A 24,169-nucleotide genomic window follows, 5' to 3' on the forward strand; every position below is an offset into this window, starting at 1 on the left:
AATGGAAGCTGATACTGACTTTGCTCCGAAAGAACTTTCCAATAAGCATGGTACTGAGGTGTCTAACGGGCAATTACCAGCCCTAAGTGATATAGAACAGGAAGTACATTCAGTGTTGGGAACGGATGGAATGGATGATGATTTGGTATTTGGTCTGCTTGGAAAAGGAGGCAAAAAATCATGATGTCTGCATATTCTATTAAAAGTGCCGGAGCTGCCGGTCATTATTTTGAGCATGATGACTACTATGTAGACGGGCTATCTCCTTCCGCATGGATAGGTTCTGGAGCAGAGGCTCTCAGCCTTGCTGGTGAGGTGGAGCGAGGAACTTTTAAATCACTTCTGGAGGGCCAGCTCCCAGACGGTCAACTGGCCGGCACTTTCCGTGACGGCGAGTGGAAACACCAACCAGGGACCGACCTCACTTTTTCAGCACCCAAGAGTGTTTCTATCTTGGCAGAAGTTGCTGGTGATAAGCGGCTTCTCGAAGCCCATGACCGAGCAGTCCAAGCCGTTCTTCAACATATAGAGAACGAATATATCGTCACAAGGAACCGCAATCGTACCGAGAACACCTTGGAATACGAGAAGACAGGTTCAATGGTCGCAGCAACTTTCAAACATACAACCAGTCGTGCTCTTGATCCTCAGCTTCACACACACTGCGTGGTAATGAACTTAACACAGCGAAATGACGGCCAGTGGCGCTCAACGGAGAATAAACCAATCTTCATTGACCAAAAGCACCTTGGTCTGGTCTACCGTCAATTTCTCGCTCAAGAAGTTGGCTCACTGGGCTTTCGACTAGAGCACCAGGGTAAAGATGGGACCTGGGAGATTGCTGGGGTAAGTAAAGAGACTGTGCGTGAATTGTCGAAACGATCAGAGGCAATCGGAGATGCGCTGGAGGCTAGGGGAAAGACTCGTGAGACGGCCACTGCTAGGGAAAAGGAGACCGCCACGCTCGACACGCGGGATCGAAAGGTTGCCGCTGAGCGAGGTGAGCTTCTGAATCGCTGGCATGCCGAATTGGGCGAAGAGAAGCTGGCAGGATTGGAAGGGGTCATTGCTCAGTCTCGGGAAAACATCCCATCCCTAGATCTGCAATCCGAGGCGATTTTGGCACGGGTTCAATTAGCCAACGAAGCCGTCATGTGGGCGACTGAGCACCTTGGAGAGCGTGATACATCTTGGACGCACCACGATCTAGTCAAAGAGGCTAGCCGTTATGCCGGATCGCGAGTACTACTTTCTGATGTTAAGAATACGATTGATGCTGCAATTGGCAGTGGTCAGCTCATAGATAAGTCGGTTAGAACCTTTGATAAGGTCAGCAAGCAAGAGATTGATGTGCGGGGGTATACGTCGAAAGCGGCCATCGCCATCGAGGATGAGGTACTCAAGGAGGAATACCTTGGCCGCGACCGAGTTCAGGCATTATGCAGCCGGGAACAGGCGGCTGCGGCCATTTCCAATGCTGAGGAGAAGGCCAACGAATTTGGATATGAGTGGAACGCTGACCAAAGGAAAGCCACCCAGGGCATTCTGAGCTCCGAGAATCGGATCGTTGGAGTGCAAGGATTGGCCGGTACGGCTAAAACCAACTCCGTGCTCAGTACTGTTGCTGAAACAGCACGAGATATGGGATACGAAGTAAGAGGCCTTACTCCAACTAACTCGGCTGCTCAAAGTCTATCTGAGGGGGCGAATATTCCCTCAAGTACAATCCAAAGTTTTCTGGGGCAAAATCGCAATGAATGGGTAGAAGAAAAACGATTGCTCGCCCAAATAGAAAGAATAGACAGGCGGCTGGAACGGATCACGAAGGCCCTTGAAAACCCCGAAGTAGACCTAAAAACTGGTGCTCAGATCTCTGAAACCGCTCCCATTTACCAAAAGCGACTCGATGAACTTTGTTACGAACAAACAGAGTTAAAAAGTCAGCGGGAGGAGTTAGCTAAGGGAATACAACGGTCCCCTCAACTTTGGGTTGTTGATGAAGCATCAATGATCGGTACAAAACTGATGCGCGATCTACTTCAAAGAGCTAGCCAGGTAGGTGCTAGGGTTGTGTTGACTGGCGACGTCCGTCAGCTTGCTTCCGTAGAGGCTGGTGCTGCCTTTCGTCAGCTTCAGGCTCATGGAATGGAAACATATCGACTAGAAGAAATCGTTCGGCAGACGAACCGAGGCACAAGGGATGCTGTATACCTCTCCCTAATGAAAATGGCCTCTAATGCTCTCTGTCGATTACAGGAGAGTGGCAGCACGATAAAAGAATTGGTCACTCGTAAGAAAAGTGGAAAAATTGACCACGAGAAAAGTGGGGAAGCCCGCAGACAAGAGCTTGTGAAGGACTACATGGTACTCAGGCCGCAGGAGCGAGCCAACAGCATCATCCTCGAACCAAGTCGTGATGGCCGCCGTCGCACAAATGAGTTGGTTCGTGAGGCCTTAAAAAAAGAAGGAGCTTTGGGCGAAGAGCTCCGAATTAACCAGCTATCACCAGTCGATGCAACTGAAGCTGAAAGGCGTATGGTGACGTCATATCAAAATGGGCACATCGTCCGGTTTGCGCGTAGCTTCAAACGTGAGGGCATCAAGCAGGGCCTCTATTATCAGGTCGTTGGTCGAGAGAATCACGATCTCTTACTGAAGAAGTTGGGGGGTAATGAACAGGCTGAGCTGATTCGATTCCCTCCTGAACACTATGCGGCCAAGAACATCCAGATGTTCAACCTAACTGAAAGTGGTTTGGCCGTTGGTGAGAAGATCGTCTGGCGTGATAATGATAAGCTGACTGGACGATTGAATAATGACATCGCCACAGTTGAGAAGATAGAAGGCACGAACGTAACCTTCAGACTTTCCAGTGGGAAAAACGGTGAGTTTGACATGTCCAAAATGGCAAATTCCCATTGGGATCACGGTTACTCCATGACTGTTCACGCTGCCCAGGGAAAGACAGCCCAGAACGTGTTTGTTCACGCCGAAACTAACCGAGAATCGCTATTGAATACCGAGCAGTTCTACGTGCAAATATCGAGAGCAAGAGACCGCGTGTATCTCTATACCGATTCAAAAGAAGGGCTGGTTCGAGCTGTGGAGCTGCGCTCAGGGCAGAAGCAGACGGCTAAGGAAAGCAGTTATCAGTCGCTGGAACCGCTTGATCACTTGATTGATAAGCTATGGCAACATCCAGAGTCAGGACGCCCGTTAGAGCAATCAGCGGATAGGGTTCAAGAACGGGATAAATCGAGAGGCGGCAGACAGCACAGTCTAACAAGATGATTGCAGTCTATTGTCCAAAAAGGGCAGTTTGGCGTACTGGCTAGACTGCCCTTTTATTTAAAAATGGAATGGATACAGAACCTAAAGGGAGATCTAAAAGTGAAAGTTCTTTTTACGTCAATCGTTGTAATGACTGCACTGGCAGGTTGCTCCGCGAGCATGCCTAACATCGCCGGCAAGACTAAGACAGATACGTCGGTCCAAAAAATTGAAAAAACAGATCCGGACATACAAGCGGCACTAGCCGACATGAAACTCGTTGGATTCAAACAGGAGGACTTCGGTAGCGAGGAGGCATTTAACTCGGCAGCTAAGACGGTGGCAAACTTAGGTGCGGAATGGCAAACCTTCAACTTGTGGACAGTCAAGCTGCTAGGTCAAGAGAATCAAACGCAAGCCTTGGAGCGCATTCGCACCGCCAACGATAAACGACGCCAAGAACAAAGGAGTTGGAGTTTCTCAAACCTAGATAGCAGTTCCGATAAAGCTAATATGGCTATGAAATATGGATTCCATGATTGCTTCGATGACTCTAGCCAGTTGCTCTCAGTTGACGATTTTATCAGTCACTATGCGCGTACTAATGTTGCTTCTTTCAATGGAACGGCTGAGCTTTATGAGCGATGTTTGATCAACGGAGGCAATGAGTGTACGAAGGACGGTCAGGAGCTGAGCCTAGAGAAATTCTTGGTGAACTATAATGAAGCCGCCTCGCAGGAGAACAAGGATCAAGCCTTTAATGAATATTATGAATACTGTGCTGTGCGAACTCCTGTTTCATCTATTCAATATACTATCTCGTCTCATGACAATGATGTGATGGGTAGTCTTATTGCGGCGGCTGCATCGCGAGTTGGTTGGGATAGTGCGCTTAAAATGTCTCGTGATGTGTTAAACATGCAATCCAGATCTGGAGCAATGAATATAATAGCTGCCAACTTCTATAATTATCAACGAACTGGATACTTTGATGCGTTTGATATCAGACCTTACGCGATCGGGCGATCCAGTGTCATATCCGTAATGCACGTGGGTGGTATGTGTGCAGCGTTTGGTGCAGGTAATAGCAGCCAGGATAGTGACATCGAAATTGATGAGCTCGCTATCGCGCTGGGAGCTAAACCTCGTCAAGCGGATGGTGGTTATCACTGCTTGAAATGGACAGATGGTAACTGGAAACGTGTTGCTGATTACATTGCTGGCGAAACCGAGGGTCTTCGTGGGTTTATGTCGGTGTACTCTCCTACATTCAACAGCTATCAGGTGCCCTATTGGAGCTATCCCGGTCCGTACCAGCACGACTCAATTATTCAGACTCAACTCCAGAAAAAAGGAAGTGGTATTGCAAGTTACACAGAGAAAGTTACGGATCGGGAAACCTGCTCCACATATGCGGCAGGCCATTCAGGACTCACAAGTTGGTCTTATCCTGCCTGTGATTACCTAGAAAAGGCAAGCGAGTCAAAGAAGGCCAAAGAAAAAATGATGCAAGCCGCAGGTCGGTTTGATGCCTATATATGCAGCAGGTCTGAGGCTGTGAATGGATATGGCAAACCGGATCTGTCACGTTGTCCCACAGTCTTTTCTCGCGAACAGATAGAAGCTGGCGAACACAAACGCTAGATCATTGAATTCAATTTCTACACTCTTCGTTTAGGGGCTCATGCCCCTTTCTTTTTGTCCAAATTGGGCACTTTGGCGTGCCATCTGATGCTTGCTCACCTGAGAGAATATTAGCTCAAAGAGAGTATAGATAAATGAGGACACTATGACGGCAGATATTCAAGTTAACGGATTAGTACTTCCAATAAATGACGCTCATATTCATCAAAGACGAGGTGTAACCGCTGCAAGAACAGAAGCAGGTGAACCTCTTCACTTCACGGTATTAAAGTGTCTCGATGGTCGATACACGAAAACATATTGTGGACTTGCCAGAGTCGATAATACCGATGACTTTTTGAAGATCATGGAGTGGGGAGATCATTTCGAACCTATTGCTTCTTGGTATCAAGGGGGCACTCAATGATTAATAGTATTTTCAGAAAAATCTTCAGAAGAGAGCCCAAGCCTGATCTGTACTCTCAACTATCTAACCTTGTGGCTGAAATGCGGACTTTTCAGGCTAAGATCGAGCGCTTTCATGCAGATATAGAGGCGTCAGCTAGCCACTTTGAACACATCATCGAGCCCAATAATTTCATTAGCGCAGAGTGGGTTAATGGAAACCTACATGTAAAACATCGTCATTAAGAGGTAATTGGAATGGAATTGAACGAAAAAGCGAAAGTTGCGGCGCTCTATCAAGAACTTAGCAAAGCTGATGGCTCTGACCCCAACAAGTTGGTTGGGCAGCTTGAATCAGCGGCTAAGTCAATTGTGCAAAGCATGAATAGCCATCCTATTAAAGATGAGCAGATGAAAACCAGCGTTTTTGATTATGCTCATATGAATGAGCAGTATCGACAGCTATCTGAGCAGCAGATGAAAATTGTTGATTCGGTTCAGTTGCTAATTAAGCAAGTTGAAAGCATGGGGCACGAGAAACCAACCCAAGATAACTGGCTCTCTAAAACACTTTCTAACTATCAGCGGGGATATTTAGAGAACGATATTTTTACCGAGGCCGCAGGTGCTTTGGTTTGGATGGCGGCAAAGGCTATTCAGAAAATCTTTTTTGAGCCAGATAATCCTAAGCAACAACAAGCTGTCCAGGAACTAAAAAAAGATATTGGGAAAATGACAAAAACCCTTGGTGTTGAGTTGTCACGTCTTCAACTAGACGCCAAAACAGAACAGCGACATGGACTTATGTCTGAAGCCATCACTAATGCCAAGCAATTAGAACAAGGTGGTCAACAGAAAGACGCCGACAGACTGATTGTTAGCACCTATAACAAGCTATCCCAGTCTGCTCGAAAAGACTATAGCCAATATCAACCTCAACCAGAACATCATAAAGCCATAGCTCAAGCTCAAGCGAGAGAGAAAGTGCGTCACTCCGCAATAGAAAACCAAAATCAACTAAGCAACGAGCCCAAAATAGATCGAGACAAAAACAAGTCTATTTCTCGTTAATTATTTTTAAGCAATTGAGGAAACTGAAATGAAAAAAATAATCTTCATTCTGACTGCTGCATCCCTGTTTTCTTTGGCCGGGTGTGCAACTAAACCAGAAATCTGTACCACCTCACTAACTATTTTTAAGATCCCAGCAAGTGATGAGACCATTGATGTTACCTACAAGATCGAACATGGCAAAGATTGCCTTATTACCATGGCACTAGGCCCTCAAGGTAATGAGCAGAAATATATGGCTGCTCTTGATGGGGAATCTCGACGTTGCCTGGAGGATGTAACAGGAGAGAGCCAAGCAGGATTGCGTCTGGACTTCTCTGATGTTCGTCATAATAATCCGGTGGTAATTAATTATAAGCAGACTGGACCGAGCCCTTTAGAGGAACTAGTAGCGCTTAAGCCGGATGAGGCAAAATAAGAGTTACCTCAAATTTTAACATTTATAAACAAAGGCAGGTTACCTGCCTTTTTTGCTATTTATAGTGGCTTAAAATTAACCAAACCTTGGTGTATGTTCGAGTAAAAATGATTCTAATAGGTATAAGTCCGAGGATTGCCGTGCCAAAAAACTATAGTTCTAAGATAAGCAAAGCATTTGCTTACAAGAACTTAAAAGGGATTTAGTAAGGCTAAAAGATTGGAATGAGCTTTACTCTTTCTACTATGAAATAGAGGAGGTCGCATTAGTTGGCTGTTTGGCTAGAGGTGGAGAGACATTTAGTGATATAGACTTGTGTTTAAAAATAAGGTGCAGTAAACAGTTACAGTGAGTGTAAGGGCGAATATATCAAATGGAGGGAACAAGCTCTAGGGTATAAACCTCCGCCAATTGAATCGGCCGCAGAACGAGGCATGTTTGAACTAGATGTTAGTCCCTTTATTAAAAATCGTGATGGACGAATTGAAATATTGCGCAGGGACCAGTTCGAGCCAATATGCCTAACCTTACAGCCATTTATAAAATTAGTAGAAAATTGCCGCGTGATCGCTACCGACGTTGAAAAATTAGAAAGGCACAGATCCACTTTTTCAGAAGAACAAGCACTGGAGATTGTGAAGAATTGTGTGCCAGAAGATCCAAGTGGAATCAAAGGTATATACCGGGAGTCCTATTGTTCCGCACTCAAGCTATATCCTGAGTTTATCAGAGACGTAATATTGGATAGGGACTCATACTGGGAAGCTTACAAGGCCTATGTTGAAGATAACAAAGCGTAAGTAAGTCCATTTGCAAAGCCATGCTCCGGTTGTGAATAAATTATATAGTTAAGTCTTAACTTAATCTGTCAGATTTGACTAATAGGACTATATCCAATCTGGCAGTCACACATGTACCAATTGCTGACGATGGTTCTGACCTTTTTCGAATCGTTGCTTTTAACTGAAAGTGAACATTTATGTCATTTAAAAAAATAAATAATATTCAATCAAGCTCTAATTTAAGTCATCAAAAAACAGAGGATATGACTCAATAAATTCAGATAGTTAAGTAAGATTAAATCCAAGAGAGAACAGGCAGTCGCCCTCAAAATAAAGTAACTAAAATAGAAAAAAAGAGCCTCCCTACTTGCCTAAAAGGATCGTCTGCTAATAGAGTGTATTTCTTAGTCAATGGGATTAGTTCAAGGAGGGTAAAATGACTGACATCAGGAATGTCTTTATTAGTCATGTTCACGAAGATGACGCAGGTCTAAAAAAACTTAAGGACTTGTTGTCTCCCAAAGGTGTTGAAGTCAGAGATTCGTCAATACATACTGGTAAGTTTAACGACGCCAAAGAACCCAACTATATAAAGACTGGCATACTCGCACCGGCAATTAAGTGGGCAGGAGTTTTTATCTGTTATGTGTCCCCACAAACCAAAAACAGTGACTATGTAAATTGGGAAATCGAATACGCTGCTAAACAAGGTAAACGGATTGTTGGCGTTTGGGCTCACGGAGAAAAAGAATGCGACTTACCGGCAGCATTAAGTGAATATGCAGACGCAGTCGTTGGGTGGAACGGTGACTCGATTATAGATGCCATCAACGGAAAGGATTCATGGGAAAAACCAGATGGTGAATCTTACGACAAAGTTGGGATCAAGCGGCACCCCTGCTCATGAGTAAGCTCTATTCTTACGTAGTGAGGTATGACAGCGGATTTGCACCTAATCCATTTTATGGATTTTGCTCACTCGCCACCTGTAAACCTGACATTAGACGTACTGCAAGTGTTGGTAACTGGGTTGTTGGCTCGGGTAGTAAAAGTGTCGGTCGTGGTGGTTTTCTTGTTTATGCAATGCGAGTTACAGAAATTCTGACCTTTGAAGAGTTTAATAACGACCCCAGATTTGAAGCAAAAAAACCTTTCCGACAAGGCAGCAGAAGACAAAGTTGTGGGGATAATATCTATTACCACGACGTTGATGGTATTTCACGCCTGCAAAGAGACTCATTCCATTCAAGAGATGACGGCTCTATCAACTACGATCACCTCAAAAAAGATACAAAAACAGACCGTGTTTTAATAAGTAACGATTTTGTCTATTTCGGCGGACAAGGCCCAAAAATACCCGAAAACCTTAAGAGCGGTGGATCTACAACGGTGGTCCACTCAGGTATAGGGTATTCAATATTTACAGACCAGCAATTAATTAAAGCTTTCGAAGAATGGTTAGCGGGTTTAAGGGTTGATGGATACCAAGGAGTACCTTATGAATGGATCAGTATTAGGCAACAAACAAATAGTCGCTAGTTCAAGCACGATTAAAATCTCAGACTATGAGCAAGCAGTCAGAGATACCGACATAATAAATCAAGACGAGCTAAACCCAATACTACAAGGACTTTTTGGAGAAGTTGGCGGCATAATGTCGACAGCCAAAAAGGTGACAAGAGATAAAGAAGCATTTCCAGGTTCAACAAAAGCTGCTGAGGAAGAATTTGGAGATACCTTATGGTATCTGGCAGCGCTTTGCAGGCGGTTAAAATATCCCTTAGAAGATATATTTAATGATGCTACAAGCAGCGCAATGCCGCAAAGGGTTGGTGTTGCGAGTGACTTTAGTGAAGGAGCATTTGGCCAAATTTTTATCCTTCCGGCAAGCCAATCCATAGACAAAACAATGTTCGAGTTAGGTCATGCCGCAGCGGCACTTCTCACCGATAGCCCTTCCAGAGACCAAATAGTGAACTTTGCGAAAAGTTATCTGGTATCTCTAAATGCCGCCAATATGACGTTTTCAAATGTGGTAAGAAGTAACATTAAAAAAACTCGTGGAGCTTATGTTGAACCCGATACCTCTGAACTACCTGACTTTGATGTGGAGTATCAAGAAGAAGAGAGACTTCCGACTAAATTTCGTATTCGGGTTAGTCAACGGAATGGAGGAAAGTGCTACCTTCAATGGCAAGGTGTATTCATTGGTGATCCACTAACAGATAACATCGCCGATGCTGATGGTTACAGATTTCACGATATTTTTCACTTGTCTTATGCCGCCATACTTCATTGGTCTCCAGTAATGAGAGCCCTGATTAAACACAAACGTAAAAGTAACCCAAAATGTGATGAGTCACAGGATGGAGGTAGAGCGATTGTTGTAGAAGAGGGCTTAACGGCTTGGATATTCTCAAGAGCAAAGGAGCTAAACTTCTTTGAAGGCCAAGAACGTGTTTCATTAGGCATGCTAAAAACGATTGAAGAGTTTGTAGCGGGGTATGAAGTGGCGCAATGTCCCTTAAAATTATGGGAAAAAGCTATCCTCCAAGGATATGAAGTATTTCGAGCAATAAAGTCTTCTAAAGGGGGATGGATCATTGGAGACCGAGAGAATCGGACATTAAAGTACGAACCATTGGAATATGAAAAATGAACATACATCCTTTTGTAAAAGAGTTGACCTCCATTAGGTTAGAACGTTGCTTTAATCCATATTCAGATCGTTGCGAAATACATGATCATGATAATGCTCCTCAACTCAGAGCCTTAGCATTATCAGCTATAATTAGAAGAGCTGAGTCACGTCCCATAGATGCAATCTGGATCGGAAGAGATCTTGGCTATCGGGGAGGTCGCCGGACAGGATTAGCATTGACAGATGATGCTCATATCAGTCAACACGCTCAACGTTGGGACCTTGAAGCTTCACGCCCAACATCTAGTTCCATGGTTACAGAAAGAACAGCCTCTGTTATTTGGAGCAAACTCAATCAGATAAACGCTAATATTTTCTTATGGAACGTCTTTCCGTTACATCCACACGAGCAAGATCAGCCATTCACTAACCGCCAACATAATTCGCTTGAGAGAAAGCATGGTGAGGAAGTTTTAAAACAATTAATCACGTTGCTCCAACCTCAGAAAATTATAGCCATTGGAAATGATGCCGCACGTTCGGCATCGTTGATGACTGGAACAATTCAGACTTATAAGGTACGACACCCGAGCTATGGCGGGCACATAGAGTTTTTAAATCAAATTTCTGAACTTTATCAGATCTAGTAGCCAACTAGACATGTGGCTAAGAAGGATGAAGTTGCTGCATTAGCAGTTTTTGAGTGTTGAAAACTACTCTTTTGTCGGCAATGTTGTTTAAAAGGAGTTATTTAATGACAAAAGAACAAGAACAATTTATCCAACGTTTTTTAAGTGAACTTGAAGAAGATAATGTCGCCATATTTGCTGGAGCCGGTATGTCCTGCTCGGCTGGCTATGTAAATTGGAGAGAGCTATTAAGGCCGTTAGCTAAAGAGTTGAATCTTGACATAGATAATGAACAAGATTTAGTTGGGGTTGCACAGTTTTATTTAAACGAAAACGGCAGGAACCGCATAAGTCAGCAATTAATAGATGAAATAGCCACGGCAAAAAAACCTACAGAAAATCACAGTATTCTAGCCAGACTTCCTATCAGGACATATTGGACTACCAACTACGATAAGCTGATTGAAAGATCACTGGAAGAGCAAGGAAAAGTAGTTGATGTAAAGTACACGAATAATCACTTGGCCGTAACGAAGAAGAAAAGAGATGCGATAATCTATAAAATGCATGGCGATATAGATCATGCTGATTCAGCTGTCATAACGAAAGATGACTATGAGAGATATCCATTACTCAAGAAACCTTATATTACAGCTTTGTCAGGCGATCTAGTATCCAAGACTTTTCTGTTCTTAGGTTTCAGTTTCACTGACCCAAATTTGGACTACATAATGAGTCGGGTCAGGGCATATTTTGAAGAACACCAGAGGCAACATTACTGCATATTTAAGCAGTGCAATAAAGACGATTTCCGTGATATACCAACGTATGAAAATGCAGTAATCAAGCAGGGTCTGCTGATTAAAGATCTTTCAAGATTTCAAGTCAAAACAATACTCGTAGAATCATATTCCGATGTAACACTTATCCTTAGTCGAATTGAGAGAACTTTCAGGAGAAAAACCATATTTTTATCTGGTAGCGCCAGTGATTTCGGGAAGTTTAACCAAGCAGATATAGAAACATTCCTTTGCCAATTAGGAAGAGTGTTAATCGAAAGAAACTATAAAATTTCATCTGGGATTGGCTTAGGTATTGGGAATGTATTCATTACAGGTGCAATCCAAGGTGTATACGCTCGCCACAACGGACGTATAAATGACTATCTGAATATGAAGCCGTTTCCACAACACATCGACGATATCAATCAGCGCAATGAAACATGGTCAAAATATCGACATGAGATAATAGGTTCTGCAGGAATCGCAATATTCTTTATGGGGAACAAGATTGTTGATGGTAAAATTGTTTCAGCAGATGGCGTCCGAAAGGAGTTTGAAATTGCTCATAAGTTAGGCTTAGCTTTAATTCCTATCGGTTGTAGCGGCTTTATGGCACAAGAGATCTGGACCGAAGTAATGAATAATTTAACCGTTTATTATGATGAATCAAATACAGAACTAATATCCGCGCTGCAAAAACTTGGCGAACCAGTAGATAAGCCAGAACAGTTAATCGAAAAAATATTAACCGTAGTAGACTTGATGTCACAGGAGTAATCGATGTCGAGAAAACCTGTATTCTTTAGCTTTCATTTTGACAATGATGTGATGCGAGTCCAGCAAATCCGTAATATTGGCGCATTGGAGGGTAACAACCAAGTATCAGCTAATGAGTGGGAAACAGTAACAAGGGGGGGCGCTAAATCCATAGAAAATTGGATAAATGAAAACTTTAAGTATAAGCAATGCGTGATTGTCCTTATCGGTGAAGAAACTGCCAGTCGTCCATGGGTACAATATGAAATTAAAAAAGCTTGGAATGATGGGAAACCAATATTTGGCATTTACATTCACAACATAAAATGTCCGAGAAATGGTACATCAACGAAGGGGCGTAACCCATTTGAACAATTCACATTGCAAGACGGAAGAAAACTGTCGTCAGTGGTTCGATGTTACGATCTATCAACAAATGATGCATACAACGATTTAGCTAGAAATATGCAGCAGTGGGTTGAAACCGCTATTGCTCAACGTAAATAGCGGAACGTTACCTTGGCCACCTCGTTATAGTTATTTTAATACATGCTACATTCACGAAAAATCGAATGGCCTCAATTAAGGTAAAGCGGACATTCGTTTTTTGAGAACTCCAGTTTTGTACAACTGATTCTCGCTCATAGCGGCCTGTCAGATGAAGTCCAAACCATCAGATATGAGCTACTACAAATTATATATGGGGGAGTGTAGCCCGATATTTGAAATTTTATAGTCTCACTATTTTGTGTTTTTCCTGTGTTCAGCCTCCTTTATTGCCTTTCGCATTTCAGCTAGGTCAGTTTCAAGGCTATCCATTGATTGGCTATCAGATGCTTCCAGTTGAGAACGAAGTTTTTTAAGTTTTTTGATCCGCTCATCACGTTCAGCATCGTCAGCCGAAAATGTTGCTTTGTCATGCTCATTGAGCCGGTCAAATTCAGTCCATGCTTTAGAGAAATTACGCTGAAATTCTTCTGAACGGATTTGTTGTTGAACTTCATGTGTTTTCTGTTGGATAAGAACTTCCTGTCTGCCGGACAAGGTAAAATAGATGATAATTGCTGTGATTGGACTGGCAATGATGATGCCATAAAGTACAGATTTCATTGTTAGTTACCTCCTTTGATGCCAGGCTGAGATACTGTAAAACTTGCTTCTGTTGAGTTGCTGAGGTTGGATGCTTCTTCTGTTTGCAAGCGCTCTGACGTTCTCATTGACAGGTTTCGTGATTTAGATGAACGGTTGTCTGTGCTTTCATATTGAGCGTCAGACGTTGATGCCTCTTTTGAGTTTGCTCTATTAGTCGATACTGAAAAGAGCGTGTCCTGGCTTTGTGAAGTTTCCATCTCCCAGGTCTCACCAAATAGAGAGTTTCCTTTCCCAAACAGAGTGAATTCACCAATTGAAGCCGAGATATTTTTTGGATCAACAGAAAAAGAGCCACACGACCACTCGTATTTTCCCTCATAGCGATAACCGCGACTTGTTGGTATTACACAGTTCTGCCCAAATTGCCTTTCCACAATCTTTTGGGCTTTATCTGGCAGGTCATTTCTAACCAATTGTTTGACCATCGCGTTTGCTAGGGCTAATTTGATGTCAGACGGATTTTTTCCGTTGAGTGGAATCCCATTGGATATATCTTCAAGAGTTGCTTCGGCAACAAGACCATAAAGTGCCCAACATACGCCATCTTCAATGAGTCTGTCTGATGGTACTCTGATAAACGATGGCATACCTGTCGTAGCCCAATTGAAGTTTGCTTGGTGTAACTCAACCTGGCACTGGCCCATCGTTTTTTCCTTGTTCCACGCCATGCAAGCCTGAACGCTGGTTACGAGTGGTTTAGGTTCTAGATCTTGAAATTGTGGTGCTTTGGGTTTTGTAAGCAGCGCACAATGCCTGATTACATTTGCCGTTCGTCCTTTCGCAGAATGACCTTTCTCTATGTATGTAAACAGTTCATTGAGCATTGCAAGAGGCGCTGTTTTAACCGCCAGACGGTTAGTTATTTGATTCTGGCGCCGAGATGATGTTTCGTCCGAATCACGTACCGAGGTTGAAGTGGTATCCCGTATTTCCTCACCATTGCGTTGTTCTTCACCCTTTTGTCGTTGTACTTCCATGCTGGTTTCATCGTTGATTGCTGTTTCTTTCTGTGAACGTTTTTCTTGCGTTGATTTCTGCCCTACGGTTGCACTCTCCTGAGCAAGTAAGTTACTAGAGTAAGCAACCAACGTAAAAGCAACCACGCCCAATAAATGCTTACTTCTCATGATCAAAGGCCTCCTTTAGTACTTCGATTTGCTGAATACTTTTGATGCTAGGCTCTATTAACCAAGCGTATCTGTACCTATCGATACTTTTACAGAGAGCAACGATATATTGGTCTGTATCCGAAAGGCCTAATGTAAAATCTTCAATCTCTGCGGCCATGAAAGCGGTTAAATCATCAAACGCCGCTTTGCTTAGAAATTCAGCCAATTCCTGTGCATCTTCTCTGCTTTTACAGAGTAAAACCTCCGGCCACAGTAAATCGCCATCTAGCCCCCGATTTCCGGGCTGTTCGGGCGGTTCTAACCTGACTACCCAAACCTCTTGTTGTTCGTGTGCCGATACTGGCGTTAGCAGTTCAATACCATTTAGCTTCATAAGAAACTCCTTAGCTTTGTTGATCGCAGAGCTATTTTGCCGTGGTAATACACTGAGCATGGCACGTCAAACTGCCCAATTTGGACAAACACCTTATATCTAGAGTTAGATGTGAATATCCCAAGTGAGATTAGGTCGGTGCAGTTTTGAATTGGTATGTTAATGGTTTTTAATAATTTTTTAGGTAGCGTTACATGTCACGAATATTAAGTGTGACATGTAACGCAACTACTCAAGCATATATGGGAACGTTGCACGCTTAAGCTTTGAGCATATTGGTTTGCTGCACGATTACTGCTTAAACATATGGGACGGTTGCACGATAGGAACTGCCAAAGCCCAGTTTTTGGTGTTTAGTGAACAAAATGAAGGCTTAATTGCTCGTATGCAGACCGTTTTGTTGGTTTGGGAAAGGTATATGGGAGCGTTGCACGGTTGACTAGAAGGTATATGGGAGTGTTGCACGGTAGAACTGAGCATTGTGACTCCAAGTTCATTTAGCGGTTAACGTCTTAGTATTTATGCGCTGCAAACAGCGTATAAATACTAAGACGTTATGGCACAGGAAGAAAGAGGATGTTCTCAATTATAAAAATAGTATTTTGCAAATTAATTGAATGATATGAGAGCATCATTTGAAGTGCGACTCATACTTTGAGCGAAATATAATGTTCTTTATTTACTGTTTAACCCAACCTAACGCATATTGACCATTTATCACTTTACCGCTACTTTGCTTAGGCGCACATGCTATGATATTTGAACCAACTTCAACTAGCGCACCTCGGGTATATATTTCATTTTTATAGACACAGTAAGTACCTTCATCTATCTCATCAAGCTTAGTTGGTACTATAACTGTCTTAGCCGTATCTGTATTAGCGAAAGAAAGTGGTGCGGCTAAACCTATAGCAAATGAGACAATAAGGAGTGTTTTTTTCATATAAATCCATTTTATTTAGATAGTTAGTGGTAAAAGGCTATATAGTGCTTATTCTAAATGAGCTTTTATTAAAAATATAGTCATTATTGATTTTCACTAGGACTCGCTTCGTTCGCCCTTTAGCGGAACGTTAGCTCAAATACTCAAGGTTTCTGAGAAATGGATCTATTTACACCATTATTCCCAATGCACAAATTACATAAGAATTTTTTACAAATTCAAAGAGATTCGCAATCTTCAGATAGGGCTGAGTTACAACGCTGGTGTAATGACTTTCCTGATAGAGATAAAAAGTTAGTAAAGGAATTCCAGACAACATTTAATTCAACTTTTTGGGAAATATATCTTTATGCATTATTTTGCGAGATCGGTCTGAAAATGGATTGGTCTCATCCCTCTCCTGATTTTGTTGTCGAATTTAATGGTAAAAAAATTGTCGTCGAGGCTACAATTGCCTCAGCGGCTGATGGAAAAACTCCAGAGTGGGAAAAGGATTTAAACAAAGGTGTCCCAAGAAGGTTTAGGGAGATGAATATAGAATCCATCATTCGTTTGTCAAACTCAATATGTTCTAAGCATAGGAAATATAAGAATTCATACTCAAAGCTAGAACATGTAAAGTCTTTGCCTTTTGTTTTAGCGGTAGCTCCTTTTGAACAACCACACTTTAATAATCAGTATGACACACCTATCAAGGCTCTTTTGTATGATTATTATGTGGATGAAGATGCCTATAATGATGCTCCTCATTTGTACCCTAATGGCCCTCCAGGTATTAGTTTAGGAAGTGTTGAAAAGGACAACGGTTCTGAAATTCAACTGGGATTTTTTGAAGATGCAGGATTCTCTGAAATTAGTGCCATTTTGTTGAGTACTACAGCCACTTGGGGAAAAGTAGAGGCCATGTCTGGTAATTCTGACCTTGAGAGGTTTATTCAATCTGTGTGGTGTACAACCGAAGAAAGCAAGCCTGTATTTAAATCAACGACTATTCAGGATCATAAAGAAAATATTAGAGATGGATTAATCGTTTTTCATAATCCTTATGCCTCTCGCCCTATAGACCCAGAGATGTTTAAGCAAGAGGGGATCGTTCAAGTGTTTACAGACCCTGTAACGAGAAAGTTTACTTTTCAAAGGAATGGAAACTGCCTTATGCATAGGCAAACGATAAACCTTATTGCTGAAAAGCTAACAAGCGCCACTGCTTTAAGCATTAATCCATAGAAATATTAATCCGAAACTCATGAATTAGAGTTAGGAATCTAGTACGCTTTTGTCCAAAAAAGAGCTAGTGAATCACTCTGCATCAGAGTGATTCACTGGCAGGATATGCTATTTAAGAGAACGATTTCTAGTTCGAAAGCTTTTAAAATCGCTGTCATGTTTTTATTATTTTTCTCGTTTTTTAGCCGCTTTTAAGTCACATTAAAAACTTGTCATATTGATCTTGTTAATTAATAATATGGGCTGGTCGGCAGTTCACCTAGGCATCGCCGCTACGAAAAATCGTAGAGCTAAACCTGCTGAAACGTTAAATATAAAGGTACTTTGTATATTGTGTGCCTATGTCGTAGGTCGGCGATCGTGACTCTGTTTGCATTGCAAATAGACAACTTAATTGTGGGCACCCATAAACGGGTATCACTATGACGAAACAAATCATCCCTTTTAGCTGTGAAGATATTTCGACGCTGGCTAAATATCTGCGTAATCAATTTAAAAATTGTGAAAGGTTTCCTTCGCACCTTGAAATGCTCAATATTCTTGCCCAGTCGGCAGGACATACCAATTTCCAACATTTGCGTGATGCTGCGTTAAAGACAAATAATGTGGCCACATTAAACAAACCCAAACAACTTGATATTATGATTCCGCGAAAGCTACAACCTTTCATGGACTCAAATTACATCCTTAGAGCGTGGCCAGCTAAACGCGCCCTTCAAGATCAAAGTTTATGGTTTTTTTGGTGCCGTTTTCAGTACCAACAATCCTACAGTGAACAGGACGTTAATAGCGTAATTAAGCGTTTTCTTGGATTTGCTGACTTCGCGCTTATTAGGCGAGAATTGTGTAACCATAAGCTGTTAAAGCGCACCGGCGATGGTCGGCATTATTGGCGAGCAGCAGCAACACCACCTGAAGAACTCATTTCACTTACCGAAATTTGGCAGGATTTGGCAGGTTACTGAAGCAACATTCTTCATTAAAAACCACCAATCCAGTTTTAACCAAAAATCAATGACGAGTTATAGATTAACGCTAAGGTATGTTAATGAAATTTCAAGTGATAAATGAGCAAGAACCAACAATTTTTAACGCGCTGATTGAAGGTGTTAGAGAACATATTCATGAGCAAATAGGAAATGAAGCAGCACAGCCGTTGATGCTGACCGCTAGAGATGAAAGTGATCAACTTATTGGTGGCATATCAGGTAGAACCATATACAGAAATTTTTTAATTGATGTTGTATGGGTTGCTAAAAAGCATAGAGGTGCAGGCTTAGGACGTGAGTTGATGCTCATGGCTGAATTAGAAGCTAAAAACAGAGGATGCCTAATAGCACAATTGGACACCTTATCAATTCAAGCACCAATTTTTTATCAAAAAATAGGTTTTGAACTTGCAGGTGTCATTCCTGAATTTTCTGGCAGTCCAGCAAGATATTTTCTAATGAAAAAATTTAATGTTTAGTTTCAGTGAATCACTCTAGAATAGACAGATTCACGCTTATCATGCAGGCATTTGCGCGAGCTTCGGGCTCGCGAGCTCTGGTCCATACTCGTGTCAGGCCGAACCGTTCTGGCACGTTTATGCCCAAAGCTTGCTAGCATTCATTTAGTGAGTCGAAAACGGACGAATAAATTGCCCTACAAAATCTCATCTATTTAACGAATGTTTGGCCCTACCGTAAAGCGACTAACAATGTATGGGTACAGTCGTATTTAAATTTAGATGCTTTTGAGTGTTTTTAAGCTCATTTTTTTACGCGTTTATCCAGCATGAAATTAACAAAACCTTTTAAAATCATTTGTATATATTTTTACAAAATTAGTTAATAGGTTTGGAAAACGCGCATGCGCGTTTTTCCGGATGGTGTATTTGATAAAAAACTGATAAGTTCTTTGCATACAGGTAGTTAACTGTGCGCGTTTTCACTGGTCTAATGAGGTAAACGCGCATGCGCACTAATAAAATGTTAGCTGATTAGATACACCGAGAGAGCATCATGGACTGGGAAAATTATGAAGAGCTAACCAAATATATTTATGAAGCACTCGGCAAGAGTCATGATATAAAAATTATTGGTTATGGAAGAAATTGCAAAGTTAAGGGCGTATCTGATGTAGAGCACCAGATAGATGTGTATACAGAGCATGAGACTGATGATAAAAAAATAACTACAGCGATTGAGTGCAAGTATTACAAATCGAATGTATCGAAAGATCCAATAATGAAGTTGGCTCAAATACTAGATGACTGCAATATTGATCGTGGAGTTATCGTTGCGCAATCTGGCTTCACTCCTGATGCAGTTAAGTTTGCGAAGCACAAAAAAATATCTTTAGTTGAACTTAGAGCGCCCTTAGATAAAGATTGGGCTGGTAAAGCTAGAGATATGACTTGCATTATTAAGTATTACGTGCCGTTCACATATGATATAAATTTAATCGGTGACATTATCAGCGATGAACCGCTTGATATTAACGATGCAACAATTCAATCATTAGGTTCATGTCCTACTTCCTTGTATGATTTTATCAATGAGAAGTGCAAAGAAGCTGACTGGCATAGTAAGGATATAACTGAAGTATCAATGGACTTTGAGGAAGAAACCAAACTATTTTTTAGAAATAAAAAAGTTGCAGCATTAACTGGTCTCGATTTTAAAATCAAAAAAACACTAGAGTTTGAAAGCAAGAGTGAGTTCAAGGGCGACGACCTCGTCGCCTTCTATATGAATATGATTTTTGAAAACAGAGAATTACATTTAAGAAAAGATGGTACTCTTCATGAACTCACAACAATCAGCTAACAAGAAAATCCAGGTGACGCCTACGGCGCACCTGATTTTAGGCGTTATGCGTAGAAATGGAGGATTGAATGCCCAAAGAGTTATTTTTCCCTGTTATTGAAACAGAACGATTAACATTGAAGCCTTTAGCAATTGATTACTCGGTTAGCCTACTGGAGATTTTTTCTGATCCAGAGGTTATGCGGTATTGGAATACTGCACCTTGGACAACAATTCAGAATGCTATTGACTTCATTAATGAAAGTAACGATTCGATGCGGCGTCAAGAGTCGCTCATACTTGGCGTGTATCTGAAGTCTACAGGCGAATTGGCTGGAAAATGTATGTTGTTTAGCTACGACAAAGAATCCAAACGTGCCGAGATCGGCTTTGGTTTGAGCCGTTCTTTTTGGGGGAAGGGTTACATTCGTGAGGCGGGAGAGGCATTAATTCGGTACGGATTCAATTCATTGGGACTTCGGCGAATTGAAGCAGAAATCGATCCAGACAACCAGTCTTCCGCGAAAGCGCTAGAGAAGCTAGGATTTTCTCGAGAGGGTCTGCTAAGGCAGCGTTGGGAAGTCAACGGCATCGTCTCTGACTCGGCAATGTATGGGCGACTGGTAAGTGACCATCCAGCACAGCATAACCAGGCAATGCACGCGACAAGCGCGTGATTGCGGCGTTAAGAAGCATAGGAGAGTATCGTGCAAGGACAAGGTACAGTTAAAAATCCCTTAACCGTTATTGCAATATTTGCTGGTACTGCAGAGATCAGCGGTACGGCTATTCTTCCTTTGTTGGATGCAGGGGCACAGTCAACTTACATATGGTTTCTGATGCTATTTCCATTCACTTTGATTGCGCTATTTTTCATTACTCTTAACTGGAACCACAAAGTCCTGTATGCCCCTAGCGACTTCAAAGATGAAGATCATTTTATAAATATTTTACAGAAAGCATCTTTGAAGGATCAGATAGAAGAACTTGGAGTAGAAGCAGAAGGTGAAAGCGAAGATTTAAATGAGTTGGAAGATGCTGATTCGAATATTTCCGAAGTAACCAATCAACAACCAAGAACTCCTGAATACAGACAAACTAATGAGTGTGAGAATCCGTTGTTGGCGGCAATACAATTGGCGGAGGAAAACTCTAAAATTAGCAATAAAGAGACTAGAGAGCTTCATAGAAAGCTCATGGGGGTCGTTCATCGAACATCTAAGCGCGATTCAGAAATTGCCGAGAAAATGGTTTTGGAAAAGCTTGAAAACGAACTAGGCGTCAAAATTGAAAACGATATGAAATTTGAATTTGGCAGAAATCGATATGTTTTTGATGGTATCGCTAGATCAGATAATCAGATTACGGCAATCGACGTCAAGTTCATGCGAGATTTGCGCATGGGTATGGATTCAATGATTCTTCGAACTTTAGATAGAGCGCAGGAACTTTATAACAGTTTGAGTGAAGTCCAAAAGAAAGAGTTCTCATTCATATTTGCTATAGTCACAGACAATCTTGATGAGCGGCGTTTGGAGTTTATCAAGAACCGCGTATCAAAAATGGGCTTTCCTGCAGTGGTTAAAGTATATGATTTTGATTCACTTGCTAGTGAGCTTCTTGAAAATGCTTCTTAACAAGCAACTGCAGCGGATCAATTTACGCTTCGCTTCAATTGCCCGCTGAGTTGGGCGTTAGAGTTTATGAAGAAGTTACTGCTGTCACTTTTACTTTTATCCAATTTAGCATGGTCATCTACACCAATGAAAACAGATACATACGGAAATCCGATCCTTGATCAGTACAGCGAAGAGGGATTTGTTGACTGCGTTCTAAGAATTGTTGAACGGTCAGAGAGCGCCAATAGCTTCAGGCTCCGGTTACGGGCAACATATTCTGGTGAAGTCGTTGGTATGGATGTTGAAGTTGTCAAAAACATCCAGAGCGGATTTGATTCAGAAATGAAACTCAAGAAAGAAAATGTCTATCGACAAGGCGTGGTATTCATCCGAACTGGACCAGAAAGCGACAGATTGATCAATGCTCTTGCCAAGCTATATGGCGAGAAAGATACAAAGCGTCAAATGAGGCTTGAGGAGATTTTCACTGCAATAGCGCTGCATCAAGGACCGCTTGAAATGGAGCAAGAGCCAGTCAAGATTAAGATTTTTGGTCGCGATGGCGAACCCTTTGATGAACATGCTTATTACGAGTCGTTCTTCAATCTTGATTTGAAAGAGGGCTTCGTGTTTTGGAATGAGAAGGATCCTGAATACCGAAAGCCCCTCATTCGAGGGCTTGCTCAATGAACTCTAACAAGGCGCGCCACTTTGCGGCCTGCGGCCGCAGCGACGCTCACCAAGGTTCGCGCGCGTGCGCTTATAGTTAGGCATACACAATGAGCCGTAGATACCTTAATCTTCAAGAAGCCGAGTCGGCGCTTAAGCGAGGGAAAGCAGTTGAGTGCTTTCTTGGTGGCTGTGAACGGTATGGCCGTGCTGGTATTCAGTGGCTAAGCGTTCGAGGTCCCAAATCCGAAATAGATGTTTCAGTTTACGAAACTGCTGATTTGGGTGATGAATCATTCCTTAATATTTATGAGTTTGGTCCACTAGATCCAGACCTAGAGCTAGAGGATGCCAATGAGGTCAAATCATTCACTTCATTTGGCCAAGCGATAGAGTTTATTGAGCAACGATTCGCAGGATCATCTGAAAGGTTATTGAACGAGTTTATGATTCAAGATGAATATGCCGACTATATTTCGAGGGGCCGGAAGTAGAAATGCCTAACAATCGCAGGCATAGCGACGGCCTTTTCGTTGCAGCTCCGCCTTCACTACAAAGCCGCGCGTGCTGCGGGCGTTATGTGAAAATATTATGAATCATATAGTCGAAGTAGAAAAATATTTTGGGTGCACTCTACCTAAAACCTATCGACAATTCCTTTTGTCCTTCGACAAAGAGCTGGACGGAGATGTTTACCTTTATTTGCCAGATATGCTTATTGAGAGAAATGAGTGCTATCAAACAAAGGAATACGCTCCAGACTATATTAATATCGGTAGTGATGGCGGTGGTATGGCATTTATTCTTAAACTTAGTGATCAAGATCCGAAAGTTGCTCTTATAGATCATGGAAGCATGGACCCTGAGTTAAGTGAGTTTGTTTGTAGCAGTTTTAGTGAATGGGTGGCTTCAGATTTTGAATACGATGAAGAGTAATCACATAACCAGGCCATCAAAGACCGCCCACAAAAGGCCGTGGGCTGGACTCGCTTCGCTCGCCCTTTATGGCGGCGTTAGGTCTCTAGATGAGGAGTTGATTTGAAGTCCGTTATTGCAATCGCTGGCCTGCTGTGGCTTGTTGGGTGTGCTTCCACATACAGCCTTCCCACGAATTCGCCATCTGCAACTATGACGCTGGACCTTCGATCGGAGTCCAAGGGGACGACTATGCAGGGGTACAGAGTGTTCGCATACCAAGACATGAACTGCACGCCGTCGCCTCTAGGGTCACTGATTGAGTCGAAGCAGTTCACGGGTGCCGTCGAGAAGATTGGCCCAATCAAGGTTGTGGCCGCCTCCCCGCTGACCTTTGCGGTCTTGTACGGAGAGTCTCGAATGGCGCAGAACCGCCAGTGCAGCTTCACGGCTTCGTTTCTCCCCCGCGCCGGTGAGTCATACGGTGTTCAGTTCGCGGTTGCGGACGGAGCCCTCGCCTGCGGAATGAAGGTTACAGACGGTGCTGGGCAGGAAGTGTCTTTTGAATCCCCGTCATCCTCCTGTGCGGAGACTTTCGCGGGCAGGGTTAAGAACGGTGGAACTGGCGTGCTCAATTGGACTTTCAGATAAGTGGCAAAGAGACCTAACCATTCCATCGATCGGATGTCCAACCGGCTACGCTGGTCGGCCACCGCTCATGTCAAACGTTAATGGTCAAAAGCAATGATCTCTGAATCACAATACTGGAAAAATGACCTACAGAAGAACGTCGAATTCTTCCACAACAAGCTGCATCAGACGACTTGGAGGGAAGCTTCCTTTGCTGCTTTAGAGAAAAGAGTAATGCTGTCTTGCTATATCGTTAGGAAGCTGGCAGAAGCTAATAAGATTACAAAAGAGATTTTCGAATGCCAAGTGAAGTTGTATTCCTATAAAAATAAAGGGAAAACTGTA

At 42.5% G+C, this 24,169-nt stretch carries 27 protein-coding genes; 23 read left to right on the forward strand and 4 right to left on the reverse strand.

All coding sequences use genetic code 11. The annotated features are described in order from the left end of the window. Position 1 precedes the first annotated feature (1 nt). The 13 genes from L5L97_RS16580 (at position 2) to L5L97_RS16640 (ending at position 12,884) form a co-directional block, all read left to right on the forward strand. Positions 2-184, forward strand: coding sequence for a hypothetical protein (locus L5L97_RS16580; RefSeq protein WP_263182904.1), 183 nt, complete (start codon positions 2-4; stop codon positions 182-184). After that, positions 181-3,291, forward strand: a complete 3,111-nt coding sequence (gene mobF / locus L5L97_RS16585) for a MobF family relaxase (RefSeq protein WP_263182906.1) — start codon at positions 181-183, stop codon at positions 3,289-3,291. The genes L5L97_RS16580 and mobF overlap by 4 nt, the downstream gene beginning before the upstream one ends. Further along, positions 3,292-4,914, forward strand: coding sequence for a hypothetical protein (locus tag L5L97_RS16590; protein WP_263182907.1), 1,623 nt, complete (start codon positions 3,292-3,294; stop codon positions 4,912-4,914). 145 nt (positions 4,915-5,059) lie between these two features. Beyond that, positions 5,060-5,320, forward strand: coding sequence for a hypothetical protein (locus tag L5L97_RS16595; protein WP_263182908.1), 261 nt, complete (start codon positions 5,060-5,062; stop codon positions 5,318-5,320). A gap of 236 nt (positions 5,321-5,556) precedes the next feature. Then, on the forward strand, positions 5,557-6,369 hold the full coding sequence (locus L5L97_RS16600; protein WP_263182910.1) for a hypothetical protein: 813 nt from the start codon (positions 5,557-5,559) through the stop codon (positions 6,367-6,369). Positions 6,370-6,397: 28 nt separating this feature from the next. Further along, a complete protein-coding gene (locus tag L5L97_RS16605; protein WP_263182911.1) occupies positions 6,398-6,787 on the forward strand; it encodes a hypothetical protein in 390 nt (129 codons plus the stop codon). 434 nt (positions 6,788-7,221) lie between these two features. Next, a complete protein-coding gene (locus L5L97_RS16610) occupies positions 7,222-7,587 on the forward strand; it encodes a hypothetical protein (protein WP_263182981.1) in 366 nt (121 codons plus the stop codon). A gap of 418 nt (positions 7,588-8,005) precedes the next feature. Then, the gene (locus L5L97_RS16615; protein WP_263182983.1) at positions 8,006-8,476 is read left to right on the forward strand and encodes a TIR domain-containing protein; all 471 of its coding nucleotides are present in this window, start codon (positions 8,006-8,008) and stop codon (positions 8,474-8,476) included. Continuing rightward, positions 8,473-9,108 carry a hypothetical protein gene (locus L5L97_RS16620; protein WP_263182986.1) on the forward strand — a complete coding sequence of 212 codons (636 nt, stop codon included), beginning with the start codon at positions 8,473-8,475 and terminating at the stop codon, positions 9,106-9,108. Before L5L97_RS16615 ends, L5L97_RS16620 begins: the two co-directional genes overlap by 4 nt. Further along, entirely contained in the window at positions 9,068-10,228 is a 1,161-nt protein-coding gene (locus L5L97_RS16625; protein ID WP_263182988.1) for a nucleoside triphosphate pyrophosphohydrolase family protein, read from the forward strand. Before L5L97_RS16620 ends, L5L97_RS16625 begins: the two co-directional genes overlap by 41 nt. Next, a complete protein-coding gene (locus L5L97_RS16630; RefSeq protein WP_011625458.1) occupies positions 10,225-10,857 on the forward strand; it encodes a uracil-DNA glycosylase in 633 nt (210 codons plus the stop codon). The genes L5L97_RS16625 and L5L97_RS16630 overlap by 4 nt, the downstream gene beginning before the upstream one ends. A gap of 107 nt (positions 10,858-10,964) precedes the next feature. After that, positions 10,965-12,398: an SIR2 family protein gene (locus L5L97_RS16635; protein ID WP_263182992.1), complete on the forward strand. Its 1,434-nt coding sequence runs from the start codon at positions 10,965-10,967 to the stop codon at positions 12,396-12,398. A 3-nt stretch (positions 12,399-12,401) separates the two neighbouring features. Beyond that, positions 12,402-12,884, forward strand: a complete 483-nt coding sequence (locus L5L97_RS16640; protein ID WP_263182994.1) for a TIR domain-containing protein — start codon at positions 12,402-12,404, stop codon at positions 12,882-12,884. Positions 12,885-13,118: 234 nt separating this feature from the next. On the opposite strand, the gene L5L97_RS16645 is transcribed toward L5L97_RS16640, so the two are convergent. The 4 genes from L5L97_RS16645 to L5L97_RS16660 all read right to left on the reverse strand — a co-directional run bounded on the left by L5L97_RS16645 (position 13,119) and on the right by L5L97_RS16660 (position 15,975). Beyond that, positions 13,119-13,487, reverse strand: coding sequence for a hypothetical protein (locus tag L5L97_RS16645; protein WP_115334054.1), 369 nt, complete (start codon positions 13,485-13,487; stop codon positions 13,119-13,121). 2 nt (positions 13,488-13,489) lie between these two features. Beyond that, on the reverse strand, positions 13,490-14,656 hold the full coding sequence (locus L5L97_RS16650; RefSeq protein WP_263182997.1) for a hypothetical protein: 1,167 nt from the start codon (positions 14,654-14,656) through the stop codon (positions 13,490-13,492). Beyond that, the gene (locus L5L97_RS16655; RefSeq protein WP_263182999.1) at positions 14,646-15,032 is read right to left on the reverse strand and encodes a hypothetical protein; all 387 of its coding nucleotides are present in this window, start codon (positions 15,030-15,032) and stop codon (positions 14,646-14,648) included. Before L5L97_RS16655 ends, L5L97_RS16650 begins: the two co-directional genes overlap by 11 nt. A 679-nt stretch (positions 15,033-15,711) precedes the next feature. Then, positions 15,712-15,975 carry a DUF1496 domain-containing protein gene (locus L5L97_RS16660; protein WP_263183001.1) on the reverse strand — a complete coding sequence of 88 codons (264 nt, stop codon included), beginning with the start codon at positions 15,973-15,975 and terminating at the stop codon, positions 15,712-15,714. Positions 15,976-16,134: 159 nt separating this feature from the next. Here L5L97_RS16660 and L5L97_RS16665 point away from each other — a divergent pair, with 159 nt between their 5' ends. The 10 genes from L5L97_RS16665 to L5L97_RS16710 form a co-directional block, all read left to right on the forward strand. Then, positions 16,135-17,202, forward strand: a complete 1,068-nt coding sequence (locus L5L97_RS16665) for a hypothetical protein (RefSeq protein WP_263183002.1) — start codon at positions 16,135-16,137, stop codon at positions 17,200-17,202. 422 nt (positions 17,203-17,624) lie between these two features. Beyond that, the gene (locus L5L97_RS16670; RefSeq protein WP_263183003.1) at positions 17,625-18,167 is read left to right on the forward strand and encodes a DUF2087 domain-containing protein; all 543 of its coding nucleotides are present in this window, start codon (positions 17,625-17,627) and stop codon (positions 18,165-18,167) included. A gap of 83 nt (positions 18,168-18,250) precedes the next feature. Continuing rightward, positions 18,251-18,670 (forward strand): GNAT family N-acetyltransferase, encoded by a 420-nt coding sequence (locus L5L97_RS16675; protein ID WP_219252640.1) that lies wholly within the window; start codon positions 18,251-18,253, stop codon positions 18,668-18,670. A 535-nt stretch (positions 18,671-19,205) separates the two neighbouring features. Then, the gene (locus L5L97_RS16680) at positions 19,206-20,012 is read left to right on the forward strand and encodes a restriction endonuclease (RefSeq protein ID WP_263183005.1); all 807 of its coding nucleotides are present in this window, start codon (positions 19,206-19,208) and stop codon (positions 20,010-20,012) included. A gap of 68 nt (positions 20,013-20,080) precedes the next feature. Then, entirely contained in the window at positions 20,081-20,668 is a 588-nt protein-coding gene (locus L5L97_RS16685) for a GNAT family N-acetyltransferase (RefSeq protein ID WP_263183007.1), read from the forward strand. A gap of 30 nt (positions 20,669-20,698) precedes the next feature. Beyond that, positions 20,699-21,628: a hypothetical protein gene (locus L5L97_RS16690; protein WP_263183009.1), complete on the forward strand. Its 930-nt coding sequence runs from the start codon at positions 20,699-20,701 to the stop codon at positions 21,626-21,628. Between the two features lie 66 nt (positions 21,629-21,694). Beyond that, positions 21,695-22,300: a hypothetical protein gene (locus L5L97_RS16695; RefSeq protein WP_263183010.1), complete on the forward strand. Its 606-nt coding sequence runs from the start codon at positions 21,695-21,697 to the stop codon at positions 22,298-22,300. An 89-nt stretch (positions 22,301-22,389) separates the two neighbouring features. Next, positions 22,390-22,773: a hypothetical protein gene (locus L5L97_RS16700; protein ID WP_219253626.1), complete on the forward strand. Its 384-nt coding sequence runs from the start codon at positions 22,390-22,392 to the stop codon at positions 22,771-22,773. Between the two features lie 97 nt (positions 22,774-22,870). After that, positions 22,871-23,215 (forward strand): SMI1/KNR4 family protein, encoded by a 345-nt coding sequence (locus tag L5L97_RS16705; RefSeq protein ID WP_115014981.1) that lies wholly within the window; start codon positions 22,871-22,873, stop codon positions 23,213-23,215. Positions 23,216-23,938: 723 nt separating this feature from the next. Further along, positions 23,939-24,169 (forward strand): hypothetical protein (locus L5L97_RS16710; protein ID WP_263183012.1); only part of this gene is annotated, 231 nt, incomplete at its 3' end.

The sequence above is a fragment of the Shewanella sp. SM71 genome, from assembly GCF_025653905.1.
Classification (GTDB): Bacteria; Pseudomonadota; Gammaproteobacteria; order Enterobacterales; family Shewanellaceae; genus Shewanella; species Shewanella oncorhynchi.